Raw genomic sequence first — 21,702 nt, forward strand, 5'->3', positions numbered from 1 at the left:
GTCGGGCGGCCGCTGCTCGCCGAAAAGAGCCTCCTGTCAGGATTGAACTGACGACCTTTCGCTTACAAGGCGAGTGCTCTACCACTGAGCTAAGGAGGCGGAAAGCGGTGCCAGCATATACGGCACCGCACCGGGTGGCACGAGGGTTTCGTGTCACCCGGTGAGGGGTCGATCGTCCCGGCGCAGTATCGGAACGAGGGTCAGGACTGGGCGCCCTGGCGGGCCGCGTCGTCGGCGGCCATCGCGTCACGCAGGCTCTTGGGCCGCATGTCGGTCCAGTTCTTCTCCACGTACTCGACGCACGCGGTGCGGCTGTCCTCGCCGAAAACCACTCGCCATCCGGCCGGGACCTCCGCGAAGGCCGGCCACAGGGAGTGCTGTTCCTCGTCGTTGACCAGAACGAAGAAGCGGCCGTCTTCGTCATCGAAGGGGTTGGTGCTCATTTCACCTCACTGGGGATACTGGCGCGTTGGTCGGGGATCGGGCTCGGGCACGACCACGATGAGCCCGAGCGTTGTTTCGACCCTAGCAAGCCGGGTGTTACGGCTGGGCCGTTACCTCAGGCGGCGAAGAAATCCAGCAGGATCTTGTTCACCGCTTCGGGCCGCTCCAGGTAGCCGTAGTGCCCGGCGTCCGGAACCTCCTGGTAGCGCGCGTTCGGGATGACGTCGGCGACCTCGCGGGACAGGTAGGGCGGGATCATCCGATCGTCGGCGAAACCGACCGAGAGGCACGGCACGGTGATGCCTCGGTATGCCTGCACTCGATCGAAATCGTGGTCCATCTTGCGCTGTGCCCGGATACCGGGGGTGACCGGGCCTCCGGTGAACTCGAAGAGGTCGAGCCAGTCGCGGGCGGCATTGCGATCGGCCATGGTGGCGGGCGACAGGTTCATGACGGCGGTGAGCGCGGCCTCGTACTTGGCCGGCAGCCGGACGCCGCTCGCGTCGAGCTCGTGCTCACCGGCCGAGAGCGTCTTCTGGAACTGGTCGAGGCGGCCGTGCCCGGCCATGAACACGGCCTTGCGCACCAGCTCGGGGCGGGCCAGCGCCAGCTCCTGGGCCACCCGCGCGCCCATGGAGGTGCCGACGACGAGCGCGGGGCCCTCGTCGAGCAGCTCGATCAGCCCGGCGGTGTCGGCGACCATCTGCTCGATGGCGATGCCGGTGGCGGACTCGGAGGACGGGGCGATGCCGCGGTTGTCGAAGGTGCAGACGCGGTAGCCGGCGGCGACGAGGGCGGGCACCTGGTGCAGCTCCCAGACCCGGCCGGGGCTGCCGGTGCCCATGATCAGCACGACCAGCGGCCCGGCGCCCTTGACATCGGTGCCCCTGGTGCGGTCGCCCTTGACCTGGTAGTTGAGCGAGATTCCGTTCACCGTGGCCAGCGGCATCGTCGTCGGTCCTTTCGTGGAGGTTGTTCGTCGTCCACGGTATAGGGAGCGGGTGGCGGTGTGCACGGCACCGGTGGGGGCTGTGCACAACTCGAGGGGTGTGCATAAATGCCGCCGCACGTGGCATCCGCCGCGCGGGCGCGGGGCACCCGCTCCCCGGCGCCGGATATCATTGACTATTCGCAGAGACCAGCGTATTAGCCGGGAGGACTGACAGATGGCCGCGAAGAGCAGCGCGAACGACATCGCGGACGACGATCTCGAGCCGTTGGCCGACGAGACCGCACGTCAGGCACAGCGGGTGGTCGCGGCATACGCCGCGGACGCCGACGAGTGCCGGATGCTGCTGGCGATGCTCGGCATCGGCACGGGCGTCCGCGCCGAGTAGGCAGACCGGGGCAGTCGACGCCGAGGGCGCCGTCGACCGGCCGGACCGACACACACAACAGCACACTGCGGCAGACGCTCGTCAGCGGCCTCGAAGCGCAAAGGATGCGTGAGTGGATCACATGAACGACCACCAGTCCGACGACCCCGACACCGTCTCGCCCGACGCAGGGCCCGAACCGATCGGCCACGGCGGCACCGCCGCCGACTACGCACCCGTCGCGGGCTCCGGCTCCGGCTTCGTCGTCGTCGCCAACCGGTTGCCGGTCGACCTGGAGAAGCTGCCGGACGGCACCCGCCGCTGGAAGCGCAGCCCCGGCGGCCTGGTCACCGCGTTGGAGCCGGTGCTGCGCAGCAACAGGGGGGCGTGGGTCGGCTGGGCGGGCATCCCGGACGTCGACGTCGACCCGATCATCGAGGACGGCCTGGAGCTGCACCCGGTGCCGCTCACCGCGGACGAGGTCGCCGATTACTACGAGGGCTTCTCCAACGCCACGCTGTGGCCGCTCTACCACGACGTCATCGTGCGCCCGGTGTACGACCGGGCCTGGTGGGCCGCGTACGTCGAGGTCAACCGACGCTTCGCCGAGGCGACGGCCAAGGTGGCGGCGGAGAACGCTACCGTCTGGGTGCAGGACTACCAGCTCCAGCTGGTGCCGAAGATGCTGCGGATGCTGCGGCCGGACCTGACCATCGGCTTCTTCCTGCACATCCCGTTCCCGCCGGTCGAGCTGTTCATGCAGATGCCGTGGCGCACCGAGATCGTGGAGGGGCTGCTCGGCGCCGACCTGATCGGCTTCCACCTCCCCGGCGGCGCGCAGAACTTCCTCTACCTGGCCCGCAGGCTGGCCGGGCAGCCCACTTCGCGCGGCACCGTCGGGGTGCGCTCCAAGCTGGGCGTCGTGCAGGTCGGGTTCCGCACGGTGCGGGTCGGCGCCTTCCCGATCTCGATCAACTCCGCCGAGCTGGACGAGCTCTCCCGGCGCCGGTCGGTGCGCGAGCGGGCCGCCAAGATCCGGGCCGAGCTGGGCAGCCCGAAGACCATCCTGCTCGGCGTCGACCGGCTGGATTACACCAAGGGCATCGATATCCGGCTGAACGCGCTGGAGGAACTGCTGGTCGACGGCCGGATCGACCCGACGCACACGGTCATGGTGCAGCTCGCCACGCCGAGCCGGGAGCGGGTCGACAGCTACATCCAGATGCGCGGCGACATCGAGCGCCAGGTGGGCCGGATCAACGGCGAGTTCGCCAGGGTCGGCTACCCGGTGGTGCACTACCTGCACCGGCCCATCCCGCGCGAGGAGCTGGTCGCCTTCTTCGTCGCCGCCGACGTCATGCTGGTGACGCCGCTGCGCGACGGCATGAACCTGGTGGCCAAGGAGTACGTGGCCTGCCACAGCGGGCTGAACGGCGCGCTGGTGCTCAGCGAGTTCACCGGCGCGGCGGCCGAGCTGCGCCAGTCCTACCTGTGCAATCCGCACGACCTGGACAGCGTCAAGGACGCCATCGTCGCGGCGGTGGACGACGACCGGGACACCAGGCGCCGCCGCATGCGGGCGCTGCGCAGGCAGGTGCTCGCGCACGACGTCGACCGCTGGGCCAGGGCCTTCCTGGAGGCGCTCGCGCAGGACCAGGTGGCGGGCAGCGCGCTGATGACCGTCGGCGACGAGGACGACGACGAGGTCGATCGCGACACCGACGACTGACCGCGCACAGCGACTTCACAGGAAAGGTCCAGCGACTTCGGAGGCCGGTGACCGACGATGGTCTCCATGACAGCTGTACCGCCCGAGGCCAGGGTGCTCGTCGTCGACGACGAGCCCATGATCGTGGAGTTGCTGGCGGTGAGCCTGCGGTTCCAGGGCTTCGAGGTGGCGACGGCGGCGGACGGCGCACAGGCGCTGGATCGCGCGCGCAGCTTCCGCCCGCAGGCGCTGATCGTCGACGTCATGATGCCGGGCATGGACGGTTTCGGACTGCTCCGCAGGCTCCGCGCCGACGGCATCGACGCGCCGGTGCTCTTCCTGACCGCGCGCGACGAGGTGCAGGACAAGGTCGCAGGGCTCACGCTCGGCGCCGACGACTACATCACCAAACCGTTCTCGCTGGAGGAGGTGGTGGCCCGGCTGCGCGTCGTGCTGCGCCGGGCTGGCCACGGCGAGCCGCCGAAGGAGACATCGCGGCTGCGCTTCGCCGATATCGAGCTGGACGACGACACGCACGAGGTGTGGAAGGCCGGGGAACCGGTGGCGCTCTCGCCCACCGAGTTCACGCTGCTGCGCTACTTCATGGTCAACGCGGGCACGGTGCTCTCCAAGCCGCGGATCCTGGATCACGTGTGGCGCTACGACTTCGGCGGTGAGGTGGGGGTGGTCGAGACCTACGTGTCGTACCTGCGCAAGAAGGTCGACACCGGCGGTCAGCGGCTGATCCACACGCTGCGCGGGGTCGGGTACGTGATGCGCGAGCCGCAGCGCGCCCGGTCGGGGCGGTGAGCCGGGTCGCGAGGGCAAGGGGCGCGCTCGGCGCCCGGCTGTCGGCGATCCCGCTGCGCGTGGGGCTGGTGCTTGCGCTGGTGCTGCTCTGCGCCGCCGGGCTGGTCGCCTCAGGCATGCTGGTCACCTCCGCGCTGGAGCGTTCGCTGCTGAACCGCACCGACCAGCAGCTGCGCGAGGCCGCGCTCTCCTGGGCCAGGCCGGACCGGCTGGTCGGGCCGCTGCCCGCCGACGGCAGGCAGCCGCCGAGCCCGTTCTTCGTCGAGGTGGAGCGGCCGGACGACCCCGCCCGGCTGGTGCTGCGGCCGTTCAACATCGACGCCACCCCCGCGCTGCCGGAGCCGCCGATCGGGCGGCCGGTGACCGTCGGCTCCACCGACAACGCCGACGTGCAGTGGCGGGTGCTCAGCCTGCGCACCAGGGACGGCACCACCACGGTGGCTGCGCCGCTCACCCAGAACCGGGACACCGTCGACCAGCTGGTCATGCTGCTGGTCGTGGTCGGGGTGCTGGTGCTGGTTGCGCTCGCCGTCGCGGCGTACTTCGTGATCAACCGGAGCCTGCGGCCGCTGCTCGACGTCGAGCGCACCGCCGCCGCCATCGCCGCGGGCGACCTGCACCGGCGGGTCCCGCAGCAGAACACCAAGACCGAGGTCGGCAGGCTCTCCCGCTCGCTGAACGGCATGCTGGCGCAGATCCAGCGCGCCTTCGAGGCGCGCACGGCCTCCGAGGAGGCCGCGCGGCACTCCGAGGAGCGGATGCGCCGCTTCGTCGCGGACGCCAGCCACGAGCTGCGCACCCCGCTCACCACCATTCGCGGCTTCGCCGAGCTGTTCCGGCAGGGCGCGACCAGCGATCCCGCGCTCTTCATGGACCGGATCGAGCGCGAAGCGCAGCGGATGGGGCTGCTGGTCGAGGACCTGCTCATGCTGGCGAGGATGGACGCCGACCGGCCACTGGACCTGGCGCCGGTCGACCTGCTGACGCTGGCCAGCGATGCCGTGCACAGTGCGCGGATGCTCGGAGCCAAGGACGCCGAGCCGCACACCGTCGAGCTGGAGGTGCGGCCGGGCACCGGCACGCTCGAAGTGCTCGGCGACGACACCCGGCTGCGGCAGGTGCTCAGCAATCTGCTGAGCAACGCGGTGGTGCACACGCCGCCGGGCACGGCCGTCACCGTGCGGCTCACGCCCGCGGCAAACGAGGTGCTGCTGGAGGTGGCCGATACCGGGCCCGGGCTGCCCCGGGACGAGGCGGAGCGGATCTTCGAGCGCTTCTACCGCACCGACACCTCGCGGACCAGGGCCAGCGGCGGGACCGGGCTCGGGCTGTCGATCGTGCGCGCGCTGGTGACCGCGCACGGGGGTGAGGTGCGGGCGGTGAGTGCGCCCGGGGAGGGCACCACCTTCACGGTGCGGCTGCCCCGCGACCTCACACCGGGGTGACGGCGGCGACCAGCCAGCGGTCGCCGTCGCGGTCCAGCTCGACCTTGACCCGGCTGCCGCTCGTCGTGCCCTCGGGGCTGTCCTTGCTGGTGGTGATCTGGTTCAGGAAGAGCATGACCACGGCGTTGTTCGCGTCCGCGGAGACGATGCCCGCGGCCTGGGCGTCGGCCTGCACGCTGAGCTGCTTCTCCTTGGCGCCGGGGGCGATGGCGTCCTGGATCAGGGTCAGGTAGTCGGCGCGGAAGTCGGGGGCCAGGTTGTCGGCGGCCTTGGGGAGTTCGGTGTCGACGGAGTTGAAGTCGTAGCTGAACATGGCGGAGACGGTGCGGCTCGCGGTGGTCGCGGCGTCGGCGCGGGCCTGCTCGGTGCGGTTGTCGTCCCAGAGGCGGTAGCCGTTGACGCCGGCCAGGATGGCGGCGGCGAGGAGGAGAACGGCCGCTGCGCCAGCGAGGATCTTGATCCGGCTCATGCTGTATCCACTCGGCCTGAGCGAGGGCCCTCCGCGGCCACGCTTCGCTTCCGTCTCCGGGCCTGACTCGCTCATGCCACGAACTCCACTTTCGACGCGGTGAGGCCCTCGTCGCCGCGGGCGATGGTGACGCGGAACCGGTAGTAGCGGGTCTGGGGCTCGGCCTGGCCCGCGTTGGTCAGGGTCTGCTTGGCGGCGACGAGGACCTGGGCGGAGTTCTCGTCGTCGCGCTCGAGGGCGGCTTCGACGATCTCGCCGGTGGAGACGACCTTGGCCTGCTGCACGATGTCGGTGAAGGGGTCGACGCGGCCGTCGAACTCGGTCTTGAAGTCGCCGGAGGCGACCGAGAGGATCCGGTCGATGTCCTCCCTGGCGGAGTCGGCGCGGATCGTGGTCAGGTTCAGGACGGTCTGGCGGGCGGTCTGCAGGTACTCGTTGCGGCGCTCGTCCCTTGCGTCGTTCTCGCGGACCGCGAGCGTGGTGAGGACTGCGCTCGCCGCGATCGCGATGGCGGCGATTGCCGCTGCGGCGGTCAGGGCGAGGCGCTTCCAGGAGCGGGCCGGAGTCGCCGCTTCCGGCGCAGGGGTCTCGTCGGCGTCCTTGTCGAGCGCGACCTCCGCCGCCGCAGGCTTCGCCACCCCTGCCTTCGCCGGTGCGACCTCCGCCGCTCCGGGCTTTGCCGCCGCGGGCTTCGTCGCCGCGACCTCCGCCGCCGCAGGCTTTGCCGCCGCAGGCTTCGTCGCTGCGGACTCTGCGGGCGCGGCTTCGGATACCGCAGACTCTGCCTTCGTCGGCACCGCGTCGGAGCCGGGCGTGGACGCCGAGCCGATTGTCTCCTCGGCGGTCACCGTCGCGGAACCGGGCTCACCGGCACCGGAGACCGTCACCTCGGGTGCGGCACCCGAGACGTCCCCGCCTTCGGCGGGCGGCGGCCCCGCCGAGCGCAGCGCCCGGCGGCGAGCACGCGGCTTGTCGTCGTTGATCTCGCTCATCGTTGCTGCTCCTCGAGCATCGCCTGCCAGCTCGACGGTACCGTGCCCGACCCGTCGGCCACGTCGCCTTGCCGATACGAGCGGCCGTCGGGGCCCATGTACACCCCGGAGCCGGGGTCGTAGGCGCGGGCCGAGGCGGGGGTGACGGCGGTGCCGTCGGAGCCACCGGTGTAGGCGGCGGGCTCGACCGGCTGCGGCGGCCCGAAGGGCGGGTTGTTGCCGAGCGGGGTGTAGGCGCCGGTGCGGCAGAGCTCGGGGGTGGGGGCGCGCCTGCCGGGGTACTCCTGACACGGCGTGTTGCGGATGCCGCGCACCGCCTCGGCCGCGTCCTGCGGCACCTTGCAGTAGAGCCCGGGCGGGGTGTCCGGGATGTCGAGCAGGGTGGGGTCGCGGCGCTCTTCGGGCGGGAGGAAGCCGGTGGTGCAGGGCGGCGGGTCGTTGACGGTCAACATGAAGTCGACCATCGCGCCGTACTCCAGCGGCCCGCGCACCGCGGTGAGCAGCGCGGCAACCAGCGGCGGGTAGACGACCAGGATCTGCTCCAGCCCGGCGTGGTAGATGGTGCCGACCTGCCCGACGCTCACCAGGTTGGCGAGCAGCAGCGGCAGCGTCGGGCGCAGCGTCTGGAACAGGTCGGTGACCTGCTGCATCGCTCCTGGCCCCTCGGTGAGGATATTGCGCAGCGCGGGGTCGTGCGCGCGCAGCTGGTCGGTGACGGTGGCGAGGTCGGCGGTCCAGCTCCTGATGTTCGCGTCCGACTGCACCTGGGTGTCGAGCAGCGGCCCGATCTGGTCGAGCAGTTGCTTGGTCGGCTCGACGCTGCTCTGCGCCTCCTGCACTAGCAGCGCCGCCGAGTCGATGAAGCGCTGCAGGTCGGGGCCAGCGCCGTTGAAGGCGCGGAACGACTCGTCGATCACCTGGCGCAGCCTGGTGTCGGCGACGCTGGAGAGCAGCCGGTCGGTCTGGTCGAGCAGCGACCCGACGTCCTGCGGCAGCTTGGTGCGGTTCACCGGGATGACGTCGCCGTCGCGCAGATCGCCGTCGTCGCCGCGATTCTCGGCCGGGATGAGGTCGACGTACTGCTCGCCGATGGCCGAGACGCTGCGCACCCAGGCGTCCACGTCGGAGGGCACCTTGTGGTCGCTGTCGATGGAGATGATCGCGTCCACCCCGTCGGGCGTCAGTTTCACCTCCTGCACCTTGCCGACATTGGTGCCGCGGTAGGCGACGTTGGCGTTCGGGTAGAGCCCGCCGGTGGCGGCGAGCTGCACCGTGACCTGGTAGCGGCCGATGCCGAGCATGGCGGGCACGCCGACGTAGGTGCCGCCCATGATGATCAGCCCGACCGCGGTCAGGATCGCGAAGATGACCAGCTGGATGCGGACGAAACGGGTGAGCGTCATTGCCCGGCACCTCCGGGTGCGGCCGGTGCTCCGGGCAGCGGCACGGTCAGGCCGGGAATGGCGGGCAGCCCCGGGATCGGCGGCAGCCCGGGAATGGTCGGGGCCGGGCCGGGCGCCTGGTCGGGCGTGGCGAGCGGGCCGAGCGCGGGGTTGCCCGGCTGGCTCGCGGTCTCCGGCGCGATGGTGCCGAGCACGCCCTCGATCCCGCCGAAGCGGCCGCCGAGCGGGGTTCCGGTGAGCCAGTTGGAGTCCAGCCTGGCCGCGGTCAGGTCGAGGGTCATGAAGAGGTTCAGGTAGTCGCCCTTGATCGCCCGGTCCAGGTTCTTCATCGGGAACGGGAAGGTCGCGATGATCTTCAGCGACTCGGTGAGGTTGTGCCCGGTGTCGGCGAGCGTCTGCAGCACCGGGTGCAGTGCGGCGAGGTTGGCCTTCAGGTCGTCGCCGCTGGCGTCGATGATCCGCTCGGTGACGTCGCTGAGGTCGCCGAGCGCGGTGAGCGCCCTGGTGATCTCGGCCCGCCGGTCGGCGAGCACGGTGAGCGCCGGGTGGATGTCGGTGATGGCGGCGGCGAGCACGTCGCGCTGCGCCACCAGCTCTCCGCCGAGCCGGTCCAGCCCGCCCATGGCGGCGATGATGCTCTGGGTCTGCCCGTTCAGGCCGATGGTGAGGTCGTTGAGCTGGACGATCAGGTCGCGGACGTCGCTCTCGCGGCCGGTCAGCGCGGTGTTCAGCTCGCGGGTGATGTTCTCCAGCTGGGAGATGCCGCCGCCGTTCAGCACCACCGAGAGCGAGGAGAGCACCTGCTCGGTGGTCGGGTACACCGAGGCCCGCGTCAGCGGGATGGTGTCGCCGTCGCGCAACTCACCCTCGGGCGCGACGTCCTTCGGCGGGGCCAGCTCGACGTGGTTGCTGCCGAGCAGGCTGGTCTGGCCGATCGCGGCGGTGGCGTTGGCGGGCAACCGCACGTCCTGCTCCAGCGAGACGGTGACCAGCGCGTGCCAGCCCTCGACCGTGATGTCGGCGACCGTCCCGACCGCGACGTCGTTCACCCGGACCGGCGAATTGCGGGTCAGCGTGGTGACGTTCGGCATCTGGATGCGCACCTGGTAGGCGCCTGCGTCGGTGCCCTTGGCGCCGGGCATGGGGATCGAGTTCAGCCCGTCCCACTCGCAGCCGGTGGTGCCGAGCACGATCGCGGCGGCCGTGGCGAGCACGGTCAGACATCGGCGGTTCATCGCCCACCTCCCGGAATGGCGAGCCCGGCCAGCCCCTGCGGCACCGAGATCGGCGCCTGCGCGGGGGCGGGACCCTGATCCCGCGGGCCCTCGGCGGCCAGGCTCGGCGGGCTGTAGACGAGCTGGTCGGGGAAGGCGGTGACGCCGGTCGCCGGGTTGGTCATGATCGGCAGGTAGTTCATGCCGAGCGACTGGATCACCGGGGCGAGGAACTCGTTGCAGAGGTCCGCGCTGCGGTCGGACTGGTTCTTCTCCAGGGCGCGCACCGAGCCGCAGAGGAAGCTCATCGGGTTGCCCGGGTTGGCGAGCGCGATGGCGCCGGTCAGCGTGCCCTGGGCCGGTTTGTAGAGCTGGTAGAAGTTCACCAGCGCGGTCGGACCCGAGTGCAGCGCCTGCTCCAGCTCCGGCCGCTTGTCGGCGAGGATCTGGGTGGCCTGGGCGAGCTTCTGCACGCTGTCGGTGAGCTGGGTGCCGCTGTCGTCGAGGAAGCGCCTGACGTCCACGATGGCCAGATCCAGGTTGTCCAGCCCGGCGCCGAGCTCGGCCGACACCCCGGCCAGCACCGAGGAGACCGAGGCCAGCCTGCCGCCGAACTGCACGATCTGCTCGTTGCTCGCGCTCAGCACCTCGACGAACTTCTGCAGGTTGCGAATGGTGCCGAAGAGGTCGGTGCGGCCGTCGGAAAGCGTGCTCAGAGTGGCGGAGAGCTCGCGCAGCGTGTCCCGGAAGCGGTCGCCGTTGCCGTCCAGGTTGTCCGCGGCGACGTTCACGAAGCGGCCGAACGAGCCCTGCTCGTCGTCGCCGACCGGGCCGAGCGTCGTGGCCAGCTTGGAGAGCTCGGTCTTGATGTCGTCCCACTCGACCGGGACCGCGGTGCGCTCCAGCCCGATGGTGGCGCCGTCGGCCAGTTTGGCGCCGCCGGTGTAGGCCGGAGCGAGCTGGATGAAGCGCGCCGAGACCAGCGAGGGGGCGATCAGGACGGCGCGGGCCTCGGCGGGGACGTCGACGCCGCGGTTCAGCGTCATGGTCACCGCGACCTTGTCTTCGCCGGGCTCGATCTCGTCGATCCGGCCCACCTTGACCCCGAGGATCCGGATGTCGTCGCCCTCGTAGAGCCCCGCGGTGGAGGGGAACTCGGCGGTCACGGTCGTCGTGCCGATATTGCGCAGGCCGAAGTACCCGGCCACCGCGATCAGCGCGACGACCAGCACCGCGGCCCCGATGGCGAGCGTCCGGCGCGGGATGTTGCTGACGGTGTTCCGCACGGTCATCGCGGCGGCTCCTGAACGGCGGGCCCGATCGAGGGCGGTGGATCGGCGAGGTACTGGCGCAGCGAGTCGGGCAGGTGCTGCGGCCAGACCAGCGAGTCGACCAGGATCTGCAGCCCGGTGCTTGTCGCGTTCACCACGTACGCCTGGAAGTACGGGCCGCTGCCGACCTGCTCGCCGAGCGCCGCGGAGAACGGGCCGAGCCGGTCCAGCGCCAGCGAGATGTTCTCCCGGTTCCTGGTCAGCAGGTCGAGCACCTGGTCCAGCTTCTGCAGCGCCGGGTTCAGCTGGGCCTCGTTGTCCGCGATCACGCCGCGCAGCTGCAGCGCCAGGCCGTTCACGTAGACGATGAGCTGGCTGATCGCGGTGCGCCTGCGGTCCAGCTCGCCGAGCAACTCGTTGCCGTCGAGCAGCAGCGCGTTGATCTGGGTGCCGCGCTCGGCCAGGATCTCGGTGACCCGCTGCGCCCTGGCCAGCAGGTCGGTGAGCGCCTGGTCGCGGGTGTTGATGCTGCGCGAGAGCGCGGTCACGCCGTCCAGCGCGGAGCGCAGCGGGGCCGGGGTGTCGGCGAAGCTCACCGAGAGCGCGTCCAGCGTCTCGTCCACCCGCTGCATGTCGAGCCCCTGCACGGTGCCCGCCAGGTCGCCGAGCGCCTCGTTCAGCGAGTACGGCGAGTTGGTGCGCTCCAGCGGAATGGTGTCGGTGGCGCGCAGCGCGCCCGGCCCGTCCGGCGAGACCTCGAGCGACTTGCGGCCGAGCACGGTGTTGGTCTTGATCGCCGCGCCGGTCTTCTCGCCGAGCACGATCGACTCACTGAGACTGAAGGTGACGAGCACCTTGGCGCCATCCAGCCGGACGTCCTCGACCCGGCCCGAGCGCACCCCGGCCACCTGCACCGCGTCGCCGGGGACCAGCCCGCCCGCGTCACCGAAGAAGGCGGTGTAGGTGGCGCCGGAGCGGATGAAGGGCAGCCGGTCGAACTGCAGCGCCGAGAGGGCGATCGCGACCGCGAGCACGAGGCCGACGATGCCGATGGTCATCGTCGTGGAACGACCGTCTGTCACTGTGGGGGAGCGCTGTTCGCTCATCATGATTCCGCGCACCTTCCACTCGTCTGCGGACCGGGCAGGTTGATCTGGATCGGCTGCCCGTTCGGGCCGTCCATCACGATGTTCGTCTCGCAGACGTAGAGCTGCAGGAAGGAGCCGTAGGAGCCGATCCGGATGAGCTTGCGGTAGGTCTCCGGGAGCTTGTCGAGCACCCACTGCACGTCGGCCTCGCCCGCGTTCAGATTGGTGGCCAGCCGGTCGGTCTGCGCGATGGTGGCGCGCAGATCGGGGCGGGCCTGGGCGAGCAGGTCGGTGAGGTCGCCGGTGGCGCCCGCGATCCGGGGCAGCGCGGCCCCGATCGGGTCGCGGTCCTCGGCCAGCCCGCTGACCAGGCGCTGCAGCTCGGCGATGGTGGTCTCGAACTGGTCGCCGCGCTCGTCGATGGTGGCGAGCACGGTGTTCAGGTTGGTGATCACGCTGCCGATCAGGGCGTCCCGGTCGGCCAGCGTGCGGGAGAAGGCGCCGCCGCTGTTCAGCAGCGAGACCAGCGTGCCGCCCTGGCCCTGGAAGATCTGCAGCAGCGCGTTGGTCAGGTCGTTCACCTGGCCCGGGTCCAGCCCGCGGAGCAGCGGCTTGAAGCCGCCGAGCAGCATGTCCAGGTCGAGCGCGGGCGCGGTGCGCTCCAGCGGGATGCTGCCGCCGGAGCGCAGCTGCTCGGCCGAGCCAGGCCCCTCCAGCAGCTCCAGGTAGCGGTCGCCGACCAGGTTCTCGTACCGGATGGCGGCCCTGGTGCTGGTGAAGAGCGGGAACCGGCGGTCGACGTCGAACTCGACGTGCGCGCGGTAATCGTCGTCGACCTTTACCGAGGTCACCGAGCCGACCGGAACCCCGGCGATCCGCACCTTCGCGCCGGGCAGCATGCCGGACGAGCTGGTGAAGACGGCGTGGTAGCCCTCCTCGCGGGAGAACCGCATCTGGCTGAAGACCACGACCAGCCCGGCGAAGATCAGGGTCATCACCACGGTGAAGATCGCCAGTTTGATGCCGGTGGCATTGCTGCGTTTCACGGCTGCCCCACCCCCGGCATGCCCGCGAAGAGGATCTCGAACACCTTGGGGCCGAGGGTGATCTTGGTGTTCGGGGTGTAGGGCGAGCCCTCGCTGGTGTCGGTGACGGTGTAGTCCGAGTGCATGCCCGGGTAGCGGTCGGAGATGCCCCGGCAGCTCGGGCCGCCGGTGGCGTTCACCTTCGGCAGGTCCCTCGGGTAGGTGTACGGCTCGGCGCCGTACATGAAGTTGGTGTTCAGCGCGACTCCCTCCTGGCCGCCGCCGAAGACCGCCTCGCCCAGCGGCAGCGCGGTGGCCAAGCCGTTGACCAGGCAGTACAGCGCGGGTGAGTACTGGTTCAGCAGCGTGGTGGTCGGAGTGAGCAGCTCCAGCGCGGTGATCACCTGGGTCTCGTTCTCGCGCAGCACCGCGCCGGTGGTGTCGGCCATGCCGATCACGTTCAGCAGCAGGCCGTCGAAGTTGCGCTGCTCCTGGACGAGGGTGCCGCCGGTGACGGTCAGGTTGTCGACCGCGCGGAGCAGGTCGGGGGCGGCGTCGGCGTAGATATTCGTGACCTGGGCGGTGGTGTCGAGGTCGCGCTGCAGCGTCGGCAGGTACGGGTTCAGCTCGCGCAGGTAGGCGTCGCTGGTGCTCAGCAGCTCGCCGAGCTTCTGGCCGCGGCCGTCCAGCGCCGAGCCGAGCGCGGCGAGCGTGGCGTTCAGCTTCTCCGGCTCCAGCTCGTTCAGCACCTGGGAGAGGTGCTGGAAGATGGTGTCGAACTCGACCGTCACCGACTCCGCGGCGACCGTCGCGCCCGACTTCAGCGGGGTGCTCGACGGGTCGTCCGGGATCACGAAGTTGATGTACTTGGCGCCGAAGACGGTGGTCGAGCGGATGTCGACGCGGGCGTTCGACGGCACCAGGTGCAGCTGGTCCGGGTCGAGCGCCAGCGAGATCCTGGCGTCGTCACCGGTGGTGTCCACCCCGGTGACCCGGCCGATCTCCACCCCGCGCACCCGCACCTTGGCGTCCGGGTCGAGCACGAGGCCGCTGCGCGGCGCCTGCACCGTGACCGCCGCGACCGGCGTGAACCCGCCGACGAACATGGTCAGCGCCACCGCGGCGACCGCCACCAGCAGGAGCACCATCGCCAGCCCGGCGAGCTTGAGCCCGTACCGGTCGAGGAACCGGGCGCCCCGGCCCGGCTCGGCCGCGCGTTGCTGCGTCGTCATGGTCCGCGTCACCCCGAGAGATGGAAGTTGCCGGAGGTTCCGTAGATCGCCAGCGAGATCAGCAGCGTCACCGACACCACCGCGACCAGCGAGGTGCGCACGGCATTGCCGACCGCGATGCCGACCCCGACCGGGCCGCCCGCCGCGGTGTAGCCGTAGTAGGTGTGGATCAGCATGATCGCGAGGGCCATGAAGATGGCCTGCGCGAAGGACCAGAGGATGTCGCTGGGGATCAGGAACGTGGAGAAGTAGTGGTCGTAGACGCCCGCCGACTGCCCGTAGATGACCACGGTGGCGAAGCGGCTGGCCACGAAGGAGGCGATCACCGCGAGCGCGTAGAGCGGGATGATCGCGATCATCCCGGCCAGCACCCTGGTCCCGATCAGGTACGGCACCGGCCGGATCGCCATGGATTCCAGCGCGTCGATCTCCTCGGCCACCCGCATGGCGCCGAGCTGCGCGGTGGAGCCCGCCCCGATGGTGGCGGCCAGGCCGATGCCGGAGATCACCGGCGCCGCGATCCTGACGTTGATGAAGGCGGCGAAGAAGCCGGTCAGCGCCTCGACGCCGATATTGCCGAGGGAGCTGTAGCCCTGCACCGCGATGGTGCCGCCGGCGAAGAGCGTCAGGAACCCGACGATCACCACCGTGCCGCCGATCACCGCCAGCGCGCCGGTGCCCATGCTGATCTCCGCGATCAGCCGGATGGTCTCGGTGCGGTAGTGGGTGATCGCGCGCGGCATCGAGGCCAGCGCCTGCAGGTAGAAGACGGCCTGCTTGCCGATCGCGTCGAGCGAGTCCGAGCTGCGGCGCAGCCGCCGGACGGTGCGCGGGAAGCGGGACTGGATCACGAAGGCCATGGCGTCACCGCACCGTGAACTTGATGCCGGCCGCGGTGACGACCACGTTCACCACGAACAGGGCCATGAAGGCGAAGACGACTGTCTGGTTCACCGCGTCGCCCACGCTCTTCGGGCCGCCCTTGACGTTCAGCCCGAGGTAGCAGGCGACCAGCCCGGCGATCAGCCCGAAGAGCCCGGCCTTGATCTCGGAGATGATCAGCTCGGGCAGGTGGGTGAGCAGCGTGATCCCGTTGACGAAGGCGCCCGGGTTCACGTCCTGCAGGAAGACCGAGAAGAGGAAGCCGCCCGCGATGCCGATCGTGCAGACCAGGCTGTTCAGCATGAGCGCCACGAACATCGAGGCCAGCACGCGCGGAACCACAAGGCGCTGAATCGGATCGATGCCGAGCACCCGCATGGCGTCGATCTCCTCGCGGATGGTGCGGGCGCCGAGGTCGGCGCAGATCGCGGTGGCGCCCGCGCCCGCCACGATGAGCACGGTGACGATCGGCCCCACCTGGGTCACCGAGCCGAACGCGGCACCGGCGCCACTCAGGTCGGCGGCGCCGATCTCGCGCAGCAGGATGTTCAGCGTGAAGCTGACCAGCACCGTGAACGGGATGGCGACCAGCAGCGTCGGCACCAGCGAGACCCTGGCGATGAACCAGGACTGGTCGACGAACTCGCGCGCCTGGAACGGGCGGCGGAAAGCCGCGCGACCGACATCGGCGGTGAGTTCGAAGAATCCCCCGACGGCCCTGAGGGGCACAGCAAGGACGGGGTTCATCGGCGATCCTCCTTGCTCGACCCTGCTTCGCATGATTAGAACATGTTCACCCCGCTCAAAGGTGGATTTCAGCACTTTGAAGTGCTGATTTCCTCCAATTTGCGGACTGAAATTGTAACGAGTGTCTATTCAGAGTTGGACAGGTGTCTGTGAGGCACCCCACAGCGCAACCCCATTCCTACCCTGCGTGGCCGCCGCGATCAACAGTCCTGGACAGGTGATCAACACGGCGGTCCGGCGACGAGGCGGCTATCAACCCAGGTCGGTCAGGGACTTGGCGGAGAAAGTACGCCCATCGGGGCGCTCCGCGAAGTAGGCGCCGAGTGTCTCGGCCAGTCCCGCGTCGGACCACTCCGGCCCGGCCGCGTCGAACCGCTGCTCGACCTCGGGCGCCGCCATGAGCGCCACCATCGGGCCGTAGACGACGAAGACCTGCCCGCTCACCGCCTCGGCGGCGGGCGAGGCGAGGTAGGTGACCAGCCGGGCCACGTGCTCCGGCGCCAGCGGGTCGACGTCGCCCTCCGGCGCGGCGCTGAAGACCGCCGCCGTCATGGCGGTGCGGGCGCGCGGGCAGATGGCGTTGGCGCGCACCCCGAACCGGGCGAGGCCGCGCGCCGCCGAGAGCGTCAGCGCGGTGATGCCAGCCTTGGCGGCGGCGTAGTTCGCCTGCCCCTCCGGGCCGAGCAGCCCGGCCTCGGAGGAGGTGTTCACGATCCGCCCGTACACCGGGCCGCCCGCCGCCTTGGACTTGCCGCGCCAGTAGGCGCCCGCGTTCCTGGTGAGCAGGAAGTGGCCGCGCAGGTGCACCGCGAGCACCGCGTCCCACTCCTCGTCGGACATGTTGAACAGCATGCGGTCCCTGGTGATGCCCGCGTTGTTGACCACGATGTCCAGCCCGCCGAATGCCTCGTCGGCCGTGGCGATCAGCGCGTCGGCGGTCTCCCGCTCGGCGATGCTGCCCGCGACGAACTCGGCCTTGGCGCCGAGGGCGCGGATCGCGGCCAGCGTCTCGGCCACCACCTCGTTCTCGCTCAGGTCGTTGACCACGACCGAAGCGCCCGCGGCGGCGAGGCCGAGCGCCTCCGCCCTGCCGAGCCCGGCGCCAGCGCCGGTCACGATGGCCACTCGCCCGGCAAGGATCGGTTCTGCTTCGCTCACGGCGCCGACTTTAGAACGTGTTCCAGTTCACCGCAAGCAATTCTCAGGAGAGCCGCAGCGCGGCCTTCGGGCACTGCGCCACCGCCTCCGTCACCGCGGGGCGGTCACCGTCGGCCACCTCGTCGCCGTGGATGTGCAGGTAGTCGTCATCATCGAGTTCGAACACGTCGGGGGCGATTCCGACGCAGACGCCGTTCGCTTCACACTGGTCGGTATCCAAGATGATCTTCATCGAGTTCTCCTCTGCCGGGGCTGCGGCTCGTGCGCCGGATCCGATCCGGATCGTGGATCAATACTGGAACATGTTTCAGCCGATATGCAATGATCGGGACAATCCACTTCCGTCGAAGCCCCTCGAGTGGCTCTCCTCGACCGATCCGAGTATGAGGTTCTGCCGATGCGCATCGCGTACACGCCGCAACAGGAACAACTCCGCGCCGAGCTCCGCGCCTATTTCGCGAAGCTGATCACCCCCGAGCGCAGGGCGGCGCTGAGCGCGCAGACCGGCGAGTACGGCGAGGGCAACGTCTACCGCGAGGTCGTCGCCGAGATGGGCAGGGACGGCTGGCTGGCGCTGGGCTGGCCGGAGGAGTTCGGCGGCCAGAACCGGCCGATCCTGGACCAGCTCATCTTCACCGACGAGGCCGCCATCGCCGGCGCGCCGGTGCCCTTCCTGACCATCAACTCGGTCGCGCCGACGATCATGCACTACGGCACCGACGAGCAGAAGAAGTTCTTCCTGCCCAAGATCGCGGCAGGCGAGCTGCACTTCGCCATCGGCTACTCCGAGCCGGGGGCAGGCACGGACCTGGCCTCGCTGCGCACCGCGGCGGTGCGCGACGGCGACGACTACGTGATCAACGGCCAGAAGATGTGGACCAGCCTGATCGCCTACGCCGACTACATCTGGCTCGCCGTGCGCACCGACCCGAACGCCCGCAAGCACAAGGGCATCTCGATGCTCATCGTGCCGACCACGGCCGACGGCTTCTCCTGGACGCCGGTGCACACCATGGCGGGCCCGGACACCAGCGCCACCTACTACCAGGACGTCCGGGTTCCGGTCTCGGCCCGGGTCGGCGCGGAGAACGGCGGCTGGTCGCTGGTCACCAACCAGCTCAACCACGAGCGGGTGGCGCTCACCTCCGCCGCGGCGCTGCAGCTCGCGCTGCGGCAGACCGTCGAGTGGGCGCGCGAGACCACGTCGCGGGACGGCAGCCGGGTGATCGATCAGGAGTGGGTGCAGCTCAACCTCGCCAGGGTGCACGCCAAGGTGGAGCACCTCAAGCTGCTGAACTGGGAGATCTCCAGCCGCGCCGACGCGGGCGGCGACGCCGCGCCGCGGCAGTGGGACGCATCGGCCTGCAAGGTGTACGGCACCGAGCTCTCCACCGAGGCGTACCGGCTGCTCATGGAGGTGCTCGGCCCGCAGGCGTACCTGCGCCAGGACTCCCCCGGCGCGGCGCTGCGCGGGCGGCTGGAGCGGATGCACCGGGCCGCGCTCATCCTCACCTTCGGCGGCGGCACCAACGAGGTGCAGCGCGACATCATCGCCATGACCGCGCTGCGCCAGCCCGCCGCCGCCCGCTGAACTCCCCCGGAGAGGTCGAACAACCATGGATTTCACCCCCACCGAGGCGCAGCAGGATCTGGGCAGGCTCACCGCGGAGGTGTGCGGCAAGCTCGTCACCGCCGACCGGCTGCGCGAACTCGACACCGCCGCCGTCCGCTTCGACGAGCCGCTCTGGGCGGCGCTGACCGAGGCGGGCGTTCCGGCGGCGACGCTGCCCGAGTCGGTCGGCGGCAACGGCTTCGGCGTGCTGGAGCAGACCGCGGTGCTGCGCGAGCTCGGCAAGCACGTGGCGGCGGTGCCGTACCTCTGGTCCGCGGTGCTCGGGGCCGGTGCGCTCGCCGAGTTCGGCACCGAATCCCAGCGCGAGCTGGCCGGGCGGGCGCTGCTCACCGTCGCGCTGGCCGAGGAGCGGAACTGGGGCGGGGTTCCGGCCGCCACCGGGCGGGCCGACGGCGCCGCGCTGACGGTGACCGGTGAGCTGATCACGGTGCCGTTCGCGGCGCAGGCCGAGCGGATCCTCGTCCCGGTCGCGGTGGGCGACGCGGTCGCCGTCGCGCTGATCGACCCCGCCGGAGCGGGCGTCACGATCACCGAGCAGCTGGTGGTCGACCGCAGCCCGGAGTACCTGGTGGTGCTCGCCGATGCCCCCGCCGAGCTGGTCGGCACCGTGGCAGACGGTGCGCGCGTGCTCGATTGGCTGCGGCTGCGCGCCTGGCTCGGGCTCGCCGCGTTGCAGCTCGGCACCCTGGAGCGGGCGCTGGAGCTGGTGGCCGGGTATGCCCGCGAGCGCGAGCAGTTCGGCAAGCCGGTCGGCAGCTTCCAGGCCGTCGCGCAGCGGCTCGCCGACGCCTACATCGACGTCCAGGGGCTGCGGCTCGCGGTCACCCAGGCGGCCTGGCAGCTGGCCGAGGGGCTGGACGCGACGGGTGCCGTGCACACCGCCAAGTTCTGGGCCGCCGAGGCGGGGCACCGGGTCGCGCACACCGTCGTGCACGTGCACGGCGGAGTCGGGATCGACCGCGACCACATCGTGCAGAGCTACTTCATCGCCGCCAAGCACAACGAATTCGCCCTCGGCGGCGCCACCGACCACCTCCGCGCCATCGGCGCCCTCTTCGCCGACCGCGCGGATATCGCCGCGGTGTAGCTCGAGCCGGTCTCCGGTTGAGCTCCTCGCTCGCCAGGAGGACGTGATCCGTAGCCGCGTCCAGCGTGCGTTGCCGCGTGCTCGTGCCCTACTCACCGGTGCCGAACGGGTTGTCGATGAGGTAGCGCCAGAGGCCGTCGGCGCCCTGTCGCGCGACGTCGGTCGCGGTGCCCTCGATGTGCACGGGCGCGCCGTCTGGGCCGGTGCCATCGATCACCCAATCGACGATCAGCAGCGCGATGTCGTCGGCGACGTAGACGTGGCGCGGCTCGACGGCGATCGGCAGGCCGAGGGCGAGGAACTCCGCGGTGGCGGCCGCCAGCCCGGCTCCGGTCACGGGTTCGCCGGGGCGCGGCACCAGGACAGCCCGCTCTTCGTAGACCGCGGCGACGGCGGCCGGTGACCCGGAGTTGAATGCCGCCGCGAAGACCGCGGGGTGTTGCCGAGCGTCCCCGGTCAGGACGACAGTGGACGGATGGACGGTGCCGTTTTCGATGCTCATGCCACGAGCCAAGCGCCCGCGGACGTAGCTCACCAAACGGAAACCCACGGGTGGGACACCGAATTGGTGCCGACCGAGGCCGGCCGGACCCGGCGCCCGGACGCCGACTGCCCGGTCGAGGTGGCGCTGTCGGCCATCTCCGGCCGGTGGACGACCCTGGTGCTCCGCGAACTCATGCACGGCCCGAGCTCGTTCGGCGACCTGGCCGCGCGGCTGCCGGAGATCAGCCCGAAGGTGCTCACCGAGCGGCTGCACGGCCTGCGCGCCGACGGACTGGTCGACCGGGAGCGGCTGACCGGCTTCCCGGTGCGCACCCGCTACGCGCTGTCCCCGGCCGGGGAGGCGCTCCGGCCGCTGCTCACCGAGCTGTACCGAACCGGGGAGCGGCTACAGCGCCGCCGCTGAACTCACGCGCCGCGCCGCTCGGCGGCGGCCCTGCGACGATCGTCGATCGCTTCGTTCTCCCGGGTGAAATCCACCTGCGCCGCCGGATTGGCGACGGCGGTGACGATGCAGCTGCCGAAGACCCCGTCGGCGTCGAAGAGGGTCGCGGTGCCGACCGAGACCCCGTCGACGCCGATGTGGTTGTCCGCCTCCACCCCGATCGACTTCCCGCGCGGCAGCCGCGCCAGGGCCAGCGTCAGGTCACCGTTGATGAACCCGACCCCTTCGGTCCCCCAGTTCGTCATGAGGCTGGTCGACTCCCCGATGATCGCGGCGGCCGCGAAGGCACCGGCCGCCTCGTCGAGCACCACCGGAACCGGCTCCTGCCAGCAGCGCTTGCGGCTGTCGTTCTGGTGCTCACCGAGCTCCGAGCTCCACCCCGACGGGTGCGCGTCGCTGCCCCAGATGTGCGTGGCGGGCCCGGCGCGCAGCTCGGCGGGCGGCGGCGCGGGCTGCTCAGCCCTGGTCCAGAGCTCGCCGGGCGGCTGCTCGGAGCGGCGCAGGAAGACCGCGCTCGCCCGCGCGACGACATTGCCGTCCTGCCGCAGCTCGGCGTCGGCGACCACGATCCGGCGCCCGGTGCGCGCCGCGCTGGTGGCGATCTCGAGCGGTTTGCGCAGGGTCGGGCGGAAGAGGTCGACGGTGAGCCGCGCGGGCATGAACTCCGGCGAGCCGTACTCCCGGTCCAGACACTCGGCGAGCAGCCCGCAGAGCGCGGGCCCGTTCACCATGTCCGGCGACCACGCGCTGGCCGCCATGGCCAGCGGCGTGAACACCCGCTCGGCGGTGCGCTCGAAGAACGCCCACGGAAGATCCATCTCACCCTCCACAA

23 protein-coding genes and 1 tRNA gene are annotated in these 21,702 nt (G+C 70.7%); 7 read left to right on the forward strand and 17 right to left on the reverse strand.

Going from position 1 to position 21,702, the window contains the following annotated elements:
- Window positions 1–27 precede the first annotated feature (27 nt).
- From ACFUJ1_RS13895 to ACFUJ1_RS13905, 3 genes are all read right to left on the reverse strand, one after another.
- Window positions 28–99, reverse strand: a tRNA-Thr gene (locus tag ACFUJ1_RS13895).
- 101 nt (window positions 100–200) lie between these two features.
- Complete coding sequence (locus ACFUJ1_RS13900) at window positions 201–443, reverse strand: MbtH family protein (protein WP_233015787.1); 243 nt, start codon at window positions 441–443, stop codon at window positions 201–203.
- Between the two features lie 116 nt (window positions 444–559).
- The gene (locus ACFUJ1_RS13905) at window positions 560–1,393 is read right to left on the reverse strand and encodes an alpha/beta fold hydrolase (RefSeq protein ID WP_378645512.1); all 834 of its coding nucleotides are present in this window, start codon (window positions 1,391–1,393) and stop codon (window positions 560–562) included.
- A 217-nt stretch (window positions 1,394–1,610) separates the two neighbouring features.
- Between ACFUJ1_RS13905 and ACFUJ1_RS13910 the strand changes: the two genes are divergently transcribed.
- From ACFUJ1_RS13910 to ACFUJ1_RS13925, 4 genes are all read left to right on the forward strand, one after another.
- The gene (locus ACFUJ1_RS13910) at window positions 1,611–1,781 is read left to right on the forward strand and encodes a hypothetical protein (RefSeq protein WP_378614073.1); all 171 of its coding nucleotides are present in this window, start codon (window positions 1,611–1,613) and stop codon (window positions 1,779–1,781) included.
- 121 nt (window positions 1,782–1,902) lie between these two features.
- Entirely contained in the window at window positions 1,903–3,489 is a 1,587-nt protein-coding gene (locus tag ACFUJ1_RS13915) for a trehalose-6-phosphate synthase (RefSeq protein WP_378645727.1), read from the forward strand.
- A 66-nt stretch (window positions 3,490–3,555) separates the two neighbouring features.
- Window positions 3,556–4,278 (forward strand): response regulator transcription factor, encoded by a 723-nt coding sequence (locus ACFUJ1_RS13920; RefSeq protein ID WP_378645513.1) that lies wholly within the window; start codon window positions 3,556–3,558, stop codon window positions 4,276–4,278.
- Window positions 4,275–5,723, forward strand: a complete 1,449-nt coding sequence (locus ACFUJ1_RS13925) for a sensor histidine kinase (RefSeq protein WP_378645514.1) — start codon at window positions 4,275–4,277, stop codon at window positions 5,721–5,723. Before ACFUJ1_RS13920 ends, ACFUJ1_RS13925 begins: the two co-directional genes overlap by 4 nt.
- Here the strand turns inward: ACFUJ1_RS13925 and ACFUJ1_RS13930 are convergent.
- From ACFUJ1_RS13930 to ACFUJ1_RS13985, 12 genes are all read right to left on the reverse strand, one after another.
- On the reverse strand, window positions 5,710–6,192 hold the full coding sequence (locus ACFUJ1_RS13930; RefSeq protein WP_378645516.1) for a h domain protein: 483 nt from the start codon (window positions 6,190–6,192) through the stop codon (window positions 5,710–5,712). The genes ACFUJ1_RS13925 and ACFUJ1_RS13930 overlap by 14 nt on opposite strands.
- Window positions 6,193–6,263: 71 nt before the next feature.
- Complete coding sequence (locus ACFUJ1_RS13935) at window positions 6,264–7,184, reverse strand: hypothetical protein (RefSeq protein WP_378645518.1); 921 nt, start codon at window positions 7,182–7,184, stop codon at window positions 6,264–6,266.
- Window positions 7,181–8,587 carry an MCE family protein gene (locus ACFUJ1_RS13940; RefSeq protein WP_378645519.1) on the reverse strand — a complete coding sequence of 469 codons (1,407 nt, stop codon included), beginning with the start codon at window positions 8,585–8,587 and terminating at the stop codon, window positions 7,181–7,183. Before ACFUJ1_RS13940 ends, ACFUJ1_RS13935 begins: the two co-directional genes overlap by 4 nt.
- Window positions 8,584–9,822, reverse strand: a complete 1,239-nt coding sequence (locus tag ACFUJ1_RS13945; protein ID WP_378645520.1) for an MCE family protein — start codon at window positions 9,820–9,822, stop codon at window positions 8,584–8,586. Before ACFUJ1_RS13945 ends, ACFUJ1_RS13940 begins: the two co-directional genes overlap by 4 nt.
- Window positions 9,819–11,093: an MCE family protein gene (locus tag ACFUJ1_RS13950; protein ID WP_378645521.1), complete on the reverse strand. Its 1,275-nt coding sequence runs from the start codon at window positions 11,091–11,093 to the stop codon at window positions 9,819–9,821. The genes ACFUJ1_RS13945 and ACFUJ1_RS13950 overlap by 4 nt, the downstream gene beginning before the upstream one ends.
- Entirely contained in the window at window positions 11,090–12,178 is a 1,089-nt protein-coding gene (locus ACFUJ1_RS13955) for an MCE family protein (RefSeq protein WP_378645729.1), read from the reverse strand. Before ACFUJ1_RS13955 ends, ACFUJ1_RS13950 begins: the two co-directional genes overlap by 4 nt.
- The gene (locus ACFUJ1_RS13960) at window positions 12,178–13,206 is read right to left on the reverse strand and encodes an MCE family protein (RefSeq protein WP_378645522.1); all 1,029 of its coding nucleotides are present in this window, start codon (window positions 13,204–13,206) and stop codon (window positions 12,178–12,180) included. The genes ACFUJ1_RS13955 and ACFUJ1_RS13960 overlap by 1 nt, the downstream gene beginning before the upstream one ends.
- The gene (locus tag ACFUJ1_RS13965) at window positions 13,203–14,333 is read right to left on the reverse strand and encodes an MCE family protein (protein ID WP_378645731.1); all 1,131 of its coding nucleotides are present in this window, start codon (window positions 14,331–14,333) and stop codon (window positions 13,203–13,205) included. The genes ACFUJ1_RS13960 and ACFUJ1_RS13965 overlap by 4 nt, the downstream gene beginning before the upstream one ends.
- Window positions 14,334–14,425: 92 nt before the next feature.
- On the reverse strand, window positions 14,426–15,277 hold the full coding sequence (locus tag ACFUJ1_RS13970; RefSeq protein WP_378645524.1) for an MlaE family ABC transporter permease: 852 nt from the start codon (window positions 15,275–15,277) through the stop codon (window positions 14,426–14,428).
- A 4-nt stretch (window positions 15,278–15,281) separates the two neighbouring features.
- Window positions 15,282–16,046 (reverse strand): ABC transporter permease, encoded by a 765-nt coding sequence (locus ACFUJ1_RS13975; protein WP_233015775.1) that lies wholly within the window; start codon window positions 16,044–16,046, stop codon window positions 15,282–15,284.
- Between the two features lie 252 nt (window positions 16,047–16,298).
- Window positions 16,299–17,204, reverse strand: coding sequence for a 3-oxoacyl-ACP reductase (locus tag ACFUJ1_RS13980; RefSeq protein WP_378645525.1), 906 nt, complete (start codon window positions 17,202–17,204; stop codon window positions 16,299–16,301).
- Window positions 17,205–17,247: 43 nt separating this feature from the next.
- Window positions 17,248–17,436 carry a ferredoxin gene (locus ACFUJ1_RS13985; protein ID WP_378645527.1) on the reverse strand — a complete coding sequence of 63 codons (189 nt, stop codon included), beginning with the start codon at window positions 17,434–17,436 and terminating at the stop codon, window positions 17,248–17,250.
- A gap of 165 nt (window positions 17,437–17,601) precedes the next feature.
- On the opposite strand from ACFUJ1_RS13985, the gene ACFUJ1_RS13990 reads away from it, so the two are divergent.
- Both ACFUJ1_RS13990 and ACFUJ1_RS13995 read left to right on the forward strand, forming a co-directional pair.
- On the forward strand, window positions 17,602–18,795 hold the full coding sequence (locus ACFUJ1_RS13990; protein ID WP_378645528.1) for an acyl-CoA dehydrogenase family protein: 1,194 nt from the start codon (window positions 17,602–17,604) through the stop codon (window positions 18,793–18,795).
- 25 nt (window positions 18,796–18,820) lie between these two features.
- Window positions 18,821–19,924 carry an acyl-CoA dehydrogenase family protein gene (locus tag ACFUJ1_RS13995; RefSeq protein WP_378645530.1) on the forward strand — a complete coding sequence of 368 codons (1,104 nt, stop codon included), beginning with the start codon at window positions 18,821–18,823 and terminating at the stop codon, window positions 19,922–19,924.
- 88 nt (window positions 19,925–20,012) lie between these two features.
- Here ACFUJ1_RS13995 and ACFUJ1_RS14000 read toward each other — a convergent pair whose 3' ends face one another.
- Window positions 20,013–20,426, reverse strand: a complete 414-nt coding sequence (locus ACFUJ1_RS14000) for a YybH family protein (protein ID WP_378645531.1) — start codon at window positions 20,424–20,426, stop codon at window positions 20,013–20,015.
- A gap of 66 nt (window positions 20,427–20,492) precedes the next feature.
- Between ACFUJ1_RS14000 and ACFUJ1_RS14005 the strand changes: the two genes are divergently transcribed.
- Window positions 20,493–20,831: a winged helix-turn-helix transcriptional regulator gene (locus tag ACFUJ1_RS14005; RefSeq protein ID WP_378645533.1), complete on the forward strand. Its 339-nt coding sequence runs from the start codon at window positions 20,493–20,495 to the stop codon at window positions 20,829–20,831.
- A gap of 2 nt (window positions 20,832–20,833) precedes the next feature.
- Here ACFUJ1_RS14005 and ACFUJ1_RS14010 read toward each other — a convergent pair whose 3' ends face one another.
- On the reverse strand, window positions 20,834–21,688 hold the full coding sequence (locus tag ACFUJ1_RS14010) for an acyl-CoA thioesterase domain-containing protein (protein WP_378645535.1): 855 nt from the start codon (window positions 21,686–21,688) through the stop codon (window positions 20,834–20,836).
- Window positions 21,689–21,702: the final 14 nt, after the last annotated feature.

Origin of the sequence: Nocardia sp. NPDC057227 (genome assembly GCF_042669725.1) — a bacterium.
Taxonomy (GTDB): Bacteria; Actinomycetota; Actinomycetes; order Mycobacteriales; family Mycobacteriaceae; genus Nocardia; species Nocardia asteroides_A.

Excerpts from the sequence above, each read along its gene's own strand:
- ACFUJ1_RS13990 (WP_378645528.1), top strand. The coding sequence starts at position 17,602 with ATGCGCATCGCGTACACGCCGCAACAGGAACAACTCCGCGCCGAGCTC.
- ACFUJ1_RS13970 (WP_378645524.1), bottom strand. The coding sequence starts at position 15,277 with ATGGCCTTCGTGATCCAGTCCCGCTTCCCGCGCACCGTCCGGCGGCTG.
- ACFUJ1_RS13995 (WP_378645530.1), top strand. The coding sequence starts at position 18,821 with ATGGATTTCACCCCCACCGAGGCGCAGCAGGATCTGGGCAGGCTCACC.
- ACFUJ1_RS13935 (WP_378645518.1), bottom strand. The coding sequence starts at position 7,184 with ATGAGCGAGATCAACGACGACAAGCCGCGTGCTCGCCGCCGGGCGCTG.
- ACFUJ1_RS14010 (WP_378645535.1), bottom strand. The coding sequence starts at position 21,688 with ATGGATCTTCCGTGGGCGTTCTTCGAGCGCACCGCCGAGCGGGTGTTC.
- ACFUJ1_RS13905 (WP_378645512.1), bottom strand. The coding sequence starts at position 1,393 with ATGCCGCTGGCCACGGTGAACGGAATCTCGCTCAACTACCAGGTCAAG.
- ACFUJ1_RS13920 (WP_378645513.1), top strand. The coding sequence starts at position 3,556 with ATGACAGCTGTACCGCCCGAGGCCAGGGTGCTCGTCGTCGACGACGAG.
- ACFUJ1_RS13915 (WP_378645727.1), top strand. The coding sequence starts at position 1,903 with ATGAACGACCACCAGTCCGACGACCCCGACACCGTCTCGCCCGACGCA.
- ACFUJ1_RS14000 (WP_378645531.1), bottom strand. The coding sequence starts at position 20,426 with ATGAGCATCGAAAACGGCACCGTCCATCCGTCCACTGTCGTCCTGACC.
- ACFUJ1_RS13975 (WP_233015775.1), bottom strand. The coding sequence starts at position 16,046 with ATGAACCCCGTCCTTGCTGTGCCCCTCAGGGCCGTCGGGGGATTCTTC.
- ACFUJ1_RS13910 (WP_378614073.1), top strand. The coding sequence starts at position 1,611 with ATGGCCGCGAAGAGCAGCGCGAACGACATCGCGGACGACGATCTCGAG.
- ACFUJ1_RS13965 (WP_378645731.1), bottom strand. The coding sequence starts at position 14,333 with ATGGTGCTCCTGCTGGTGGCGGTCGCCGCGGTGGCGCTGACCATGTTC.
- ACFUJ1_RS13940 (WP_378645519.1), bottom strand. The coding sequence starts at position 8,587 with ATGACGCTCACCCGTTTCGTCCGCATCCAGCTGGTCATCTTCGCGATC.
- ACFUJ1_RS13930 (WP_378645516.1), bottom strand. The coding sequence starts at position 6,192 with ATGAGCCGGATCAAGATCCTCGCTGGCGCAGCGGCCGTTCTCCTCCTC.
- ACFUJ1_RS13945 (WP_378645520.1), bottom strand. The coding sequence starts at position 9,822 with ATGAACCGCCGATGTCTGACCGTGCTCGCCACGGCCGCCGCGATCGTG.
- ACFUJ1_RS13950 (WP_378645521.1), bottom strand. The coding sequence starts at position 11,093 with ATGACCGTGCGGAACACCGTCAGCAACATCCCGCGCCGGACGCTCGCC.
- ACFUJ1_RS13955 (WP_378645729.1), bottom strand. The coding sequence starts at position 12,178 with ATGAGCGAACAGCGCTCCCCCACAGTGACAGACGGTCGTTCCACGACG.
- ACFUJ1_RS13900 (WP_233015787.1), bottom strand. The coding sequence starts at position 443 with ATGAGCACCAACCCCTTCGATGACGAAGACGGCCGCTTCTTCGTTCTG.
- ACFUJ1_RS13985 (WP_378645527.1), bottom strand. The coding sequence starts at position 17,436 with ATGAAGATCATCTTGGATACCGACCAGTGTGAAGCGAACGGCGTCTGC.